Annotated in this window: 6 protein-coding genes; 5 read left to right on the top strand and 1 reads right to left on the bottom strand. The window is 37.9% G+C overall.

Features of this window, described 5'->3' with window-relative positions:
• The coding region (locus ACH2CJ_RS03615; RefSeq protein ID WP_394990798.1) for an FGGY family carbohydrate kinase at positions 1-1,099 on the top strand (1,099 nt) is incomplete at its 5' end.
• Positions 1,100-1,165: 66 nt separating this feature from the next.
• Here ACH2CJ_RS03615 and ACH2CJ_RS03610 read toward each other — a convergent pair.
• Entirely contained in the window at positions 1,166-1,741 is a 576-nt protein-coding gene (locus tag ACH2CJ_RS03610; protein WP_394990797.1) for a thymidine kinase, read from the bottom strand.
• A gap of 187 nt (positions 1,742-1,928) precedes the next feature.
• On the opposite strand from ACH2CJ_RS03610, the gene ACH2CJ_RS03605 reads away from it, so the two are divergent.
• The 4 genes from ACH2CJ_RS03605 to ACH2CJ_RS03590 all read left to right on the top strand — a co-directional run.
• Complete coding sequence (locus ACH2CJ_RS03605) at positions 1,929-3,110, top strand: hypothetical protein (protein ID WP_394990795.1); 1,182 nt, start codon at positions 1,929-1,931, stop codon at positions 3,108-3,110.
• A gap of 150 nt (positions 3,111-3,260) precedes the next feature.
• A complete protein-coding gene (locus ACH2CJ_RS03600) occupies positions 3,261-4,127 on the top strand; it encodes a hypothetical protein (RefSeq protein ID WP_394990794.1) in 867 nt (288 codons plus the stop codon).
• Between the two features lie 49 nt (positions 4,128-4,176).
• Positions 4,177-5,163, top strand: coding sequence for a 2-hydroxyacid dehydrogenase (locus ACH2CJ_RS03595; protein ID WP_394990793.1), 987 nt, complete (start codon positions 4,177-4,179; stop codon positions 5,161-5,163).
• A gap of 66 nt (positions 5,164-5,229) precedes the next feature.
• Positions 5,230-5,732, top strand: a 503-nt coding sequence (locus tag ACH2CJ_RS03590; protein WP_394990792.1) for a pirin family protein, incomplete at its 3' end; no start/stop codon positions are given.

Raw genomic sequence — 5,732 nt, 5'->3', positions numbered from 1 at the left:
TTTATTGAATTCTCCAGGCAATTTTACAGCCTCAAAATTGGCTTGGGTAAAAGCCAACGAACCACATATTTACGAACAATGTGATAAAATCATGTTGCCTGGCGATTATATCGCCATGATGCTAACGGATGCCATCACCACTTCAAATTCTGGTCTTTCAGAAGGTATTTTCTGGGATTTTCAAGCAAACGAAGTTTCGATTGATGTGATGGATTATTATGATTTTGACGAAAATTTAATTCCCGAAATAAAACCAGTTTTCAGTAATCATGGCGAAGTAACAAGCGAAATGGCTACACTTTTGGGCATGAAAGCAGGAATTCCTGTTACCTATAAAGCGGGCGACCAACCAAATAATGCTCTTTCGTTGGACGTATTAGAACCTGGCGAAATTGCGGCAACGGCTGGTACTTCGGGCGTTGTTTATGCCGTGAGCGACCAAATTTCTTACGACCCAAAGTCTCGCATTAATTCTTTTGCTCACGTCAATCATCAATTAGGCGGCGAGAATAGAATTGGAATTTTACTTTGTATCAACGGCACAGGAATTTTGAACCGTTGGGCAAAAGAAAATTTTGGTGGAAATTTGAGCTATGCCGAAATGAACCAATTGGCGGCACAAGCCCCAATTGGTAGTAACGGACTTTTGGTAATGCCTTTCGGAAATGGGGCTGAACGAATGTTGAATAACAGAATTTTAGGAGCATCTTTTCAAAATCTTGATTTTAATAGTCATTCAAGAAGCCATATTTTCCGTGCGGCTCAAGAAGGAATTGCTTTTTCGTTGCATTATGGTTTTGAAATCATGCAAGCCAATGGTGTAATTCCAAAGGTAATTCGTGCAGGAAATGCCAATATGTTTTTGAGTGATGTTTTTAGTAATGCTTTAGTCAATGTAACTAACACACCTGTCGAGTTGTATGACACCGACGGAGCAAAAGGTGCCGCTTTAGGAGCAGGCTTTGGCGTGAGGGTTTATAGTTCGCCAAAAGAGGCAATGAGCAAGCTCACTAAACTAAAAGTGATTGAACCAAATGCTTCACAAGTAGCTGATTATCAAACAGTTTATGAGAAATGGAAAGCTGTTTTGGAAAAGTAAAAAGATAAATTGCCACCAGCTAAAGCAGGTGGCAATTTAAAAAGAATTGGTATATCATAACTATCTTCACCCCGCATGAAAACACCTCCTGCAACGAGCTTCATAAGAGTCTAATTCGCCGAGCATTACTTGTTGTTCATTGGCTACTTTTCGGTAAGAATAGTTGGCTATTTCGCCACAAACCACGCAGATGGCGTGTACTTTCGTAACATATTCAGCAATCGACATTAAGGCTGGCATTGGGCCGAAAGGCACTCCTTTCGAGTCCATATCAAGTCCTGCAACAATTACCCGTTTGCCATTTTCTGCCAATTTATTTACCACATCTACAATCCCCTCATCAAAAAACTGAGCTTCGTCCACGCCCACAACTTCACAATCGGATGTCATCAATAATATTTCATCGGACGCATGGACAGGAGTAGAGCGAATAGCCGTTTGATTATGCGAAACTATATCAATTTCGTGGTAGCGAATATCAATGGCAGGTTTAAATATTTCAACTTTTTGTTGGGCAATTTTTGCCCGCTTCAAACGTCGAATTAATTCTTCGGTTTTTCCCGAAAACATTGAGCCACAAATTACCTCTACCCAGCCAGTTTTGTATCCTTGACCACGCCCTCTTTTTGGTTCGATAAACATTATTTTATTATTTTTTTCGTTCTAAGTAAAACTGGCAATAAAGTTGCTCTAATTTTGTTGTTGAAAAAGCTATATGTTGTACGCTTTAAGCTAAGTGAAAGAATGCTATTAGCCTAAAACCTATTTTTAACGCCTATCACAAAACATAGCCATACTCTAATAAAATACAAAACAAACGAATTTACTAATGTCGAACAAATTGAATTTGTCCGCCGTCGAACGGTATAGTAAGGCTTTTGCCTCCAAGGTATGTGATGAGTTTTTTGCCGAAAATAGCAATATTACTGGAAAACAGATCCTTTCTTTGTCAAATATCCAGCAAGTTAATATGCTGACTATCAAGGCTTTATTCGACAAGTGGCAAGCCGATACGCAACGTCTAAGAAGTCCATATTTCGACTTTAATACCAATGAAGTTCAACAGGCTTTAAAGAGTTTTATGAATACTGTTTCACAACATATTTCGGTAAAACGTGAGCACTTCGAGCCACTTCTCATTGATTCGGTAGGTGAAACTTTGGTATTGATTCTCGAACCACAAACTTTTTATAAAGAATTGATGCGAGATTTACCCAATTTCCGATTTAGCCAAGAGAACATCGTGCCACTAACAAAATACATTTTAATTAATAAAGATGTTTTGCCAAAATTAGCCGATAAACTCAACGGACAAGAATTTGTTTTTGCTAATCAAGCCATGACTTGGCTCGAAGAAATGCCATTGACTATCGAGAATAAAGATATTTATTTGGCTCAATTTGCCGAAAAAGTAGCTATTCCCGAAGAACTCGTTCCATCAAAAATATCACCGCCTGACAATCAAGCATCTAAGTCATTTTTTGATTTTGAAGTGGCAAATATTACGCAACAAAGAGTCGAAACTCATTTACCGAAAGTTGAGCCTGTTGTAGAAAGAATCGTAGAGGTTACTCCTATTGGGCAGAAGCAAGAAGCAATTTTCGACCGAAAAGTTGAATCAGTTACGGCAAAAGTAAGCGAGCCAATTGTTGAGAAAGCCGCACCAAAAGAACCCGATGATGTAAGATTGAATGATAAATTGGCTGGGGAACAAAAAACCTTAAACGACCATGCTCAATCAAATAAATCGGTTTTGGATTATCATCAAAACTCTCGCATTGAAGGAATTACAGGGGCAATTTCGTTGAATCAACGCTTTTTATTTACCAATAATCTTTTTGGTGGAAACATTCAGGCATTTTCGCACGCCCTCGAAGAACTCGAACTTTGCAAAGATTTTAGCGAAGCAAAAGAATTGATTCTGAAAAAATATGTTCCTCGCTACATGTGGGACATCACAGGAGCGGAAGCCGAAGAATTTATTGACATTATCAAACGTAGATTTAATTAAGACAAGTGGTCTGTACCGCAGGTCTGACCCTATAAAACAAGTGTAATTCAAATAAAAAAGTCTTGAAGTCAGACCTATGGTATAGACCTCAAGACTTTTTTATTTGCCAATTTCTACATAATTCTCTATTTTGCTTCAAATTTCAAATGAATGTCAAAACAATATGCTGTAAATGATGGAAGAAATTCGATTCGGTGGAAAACATTCTTTTTCTGTTGGATAATATGTCTTTTCTATTCAAAATGGGCGGTCGCATCGGGCGACCCTTTTCCGATGGGAGCAAGAAGCTGGGGAATTGGCAATGCCACCGTAGCCATTTCCGATAATTATTCAGTTTTCAATAACCCTGCGGGTTTGGGCTTTATAAAAGATAATTTCACAAGTGCTTCTTACCACGCTCGATATAATATTGCTGGACTTCAAACACTGTCACTATCGGGCAATTTCAATACAAAATATTTAAATGCTGGAATCGGAATAGAGCAATTTGGTGATAAACTTTATAATGAACAAAAAATAGGTGTGGCTTTAGCAAAAAGCACCAATCGGGTGTCGTTAGGGCTAAAAGTAAGCTATTTTCAAGCGGCTATCGAAAACTTTGCTTCTAAAAATACACTTATAACCGAGTTTGGCTTACTGACAAAACTCAGTTCGAAACTACAATTGGGTTTTCATGCTTATAACCTTACTGGTGCAAAACTTTTCGCTTCGCAACGCATTCCTACCGTGCTGCGTTTAGGGCTTTCTTTTACACCAACCAAACAAATTTTACTTGTAACCGAAGCCGAAAAGGACATTGATTTACCTATGCTTATCAAAGTTGGTTTAGAATATCAAATCGTTAAAAGTTTTTATCTTCGCACAGGCATTACTTCCAAACTCAATAATGTACATTTTGGCTTTGGTTTTCAGTCGAAACAATTTCTTTTTGATTACGCCACCAGCAACCACTCAGCTTTAGGATTTTCGCATCATTTAACCATTAGTTATCAAATTGGGCAAACCAAAGCAAGCTAATTATCACTACCTTCACAAGAAAATCTCTCTAAAACACACCTTTAAAAATATGAAAATAGCCTTTTTTAGCACAAAACCCTATGACAAGGAGTTTTTTGAAAAATATAATCAAACAAATGAACTTGCTTTTTATGAAGTTTCGCTCAACGAATCTTCCGCCAAATTAGCAGAAGGATTTGATGCCATTTGCATTTTTGTTAATGATAAAATAAATGTATCAATCATTGAAAAGTTAGCACAAGCTGGCATAAAACTGATTGCTCTTAGGTCTGCTGGCTTCAATAATGTTGACTTAGATGCTGCAAAAAAAGCAAATATTACCGTTGTTCGGGTGCCTGCCTACTCGCCTCATGCAGTTGCCGAACACGCTGTTGCACTGATAATGACGCTCAACCGCAAAACCCACAAAGCCTATAATCGTGTGCGTGAAGGGAATTTCTCACTCGAAAAACTAATAGGTTTTGACCTTTTTCAGAAAACAGTTGGGATAATTGGGACGGGCAAAATCGGCGAAGCATTTGCTCGAATCATGCTTGGTTTTGGTTGTAAAGTAGTCGCCTACGATATTTCTCAAAATCAAATTTTAATAGATTTAGGCATCAAATATTGCTCATTTGATGAAGTTCTTCAACAAGCCGATATTATTTCTTTGCACTGCCCACTCACCGACAAAACGCTCCACTTGATTGATAAACAAGCTATTGCAAAAATGAAAAATGGAATAATGCTTATCAATACAAGTCGTGGAGCTTTGATTGACACCCCAGCGGTAGTTGAAGCATTGAAAACCAAGAAATTGGGCTACTTGGGTTTGGATGTTTACGAACAAGAAGCAAATATATTTTTTAACGACCTTTCGGAAGAAATATTGGTAGATGATACCCTCGCCCGATTGATGAGCTTCCCAAATGTGCTTATTACTTCGCATCAAGGTTTTCTAACCGAAGAGGCTCTTACGCAGATTTCTGTCATTACATTCAACAATATCACAGCATTTGAACAAAGAAAAAAATCAGGGAATGAAGTATTAATCTAATTTAATAGTGTTGAACTTTTAAACAATTAAATATGTATACACATTATATGTAAATGTATTTTAATTATGAAAACAATATTGCACAGAGCCAACGAGCGTGGACACGCCAATCATGGTTGGTTAGATACTTATCATTCTTTTAGTTTTGCGAGCTACAATGACCCCGAAAAAATTCATTTTGGAGCTTTAAGAGTTTTAAATGACGACACCGTTTCGGGCGGAATGGGTTTTGGCACGCACCCACACGACAATATGGAAATTGTGTCGATTCCTCTTTCGGGCGATTTAGAACATAAAGACAGCATGGGCAATGAAACCATTATAAAGAATGGTGAAGTACAAATTATGTCGGCAGGAACAGGAATTTATCACTCTGAAAAAAATAAAAATCATGGTGAAGCAGTAAAGTTCTTACAAATTTGGGTATTTCCTAAACTTCGCAACATTGAGCCACGATATGACCAAAAGTCGTTTTTGGCAGCAGATAGAGTCAACAAATTTCAGACCGTTGTTTCACCTCTTGATTCGAATGACAGCGGCGTAGGAATCAACCAAGATGCCTGGTTTTC

The sequence above is a fragment of the Emticicia sp. genome (genome assembly GCF_043780375.1).
Classification (GTDB): domain Bacteria; phylum Bacteroidota; class Bacteroidia; order Cytophagales; family Spirosomataceae; genus Emticicia.
This window is presented reverse-complemented; position numbering and strand designations above follow the sequence as displayed.

Excerpts from the sequence above, each read along its gene's own strand:
- ACH2CJ_RS03595 (WP_394990793.1), top strand. The coding sequence starts at position 4,177 with ATGAAAATAGCCTTTTTTAGCACAAAACCCTATGACAAGGAGTTTTTT.
- ACH2CJ_RS03605 (WP_394990795.1), top strand. The coding sequence starts at position 1,929 with ATGTCGAACAAATTGAATTTGTCCGCCGTCGAACGGTATAGTAAGGCT.
- ACH2CJ_RS03610 (WP_394990797.1), bottom strand. The coding sequence starts at position 1,741 with ATGTTTATCGAACCAAAAAGAGGGCGTGGTCAAGGATACAAAACTGGC.
- ACH2CJ_RS03600 (WP_394990794.1), top strand. The coding sequence starts at position 3,261 with ATGTCAAAACAATATGCTGTAAATGATGGAAGAAATTCGATTCGGTGG.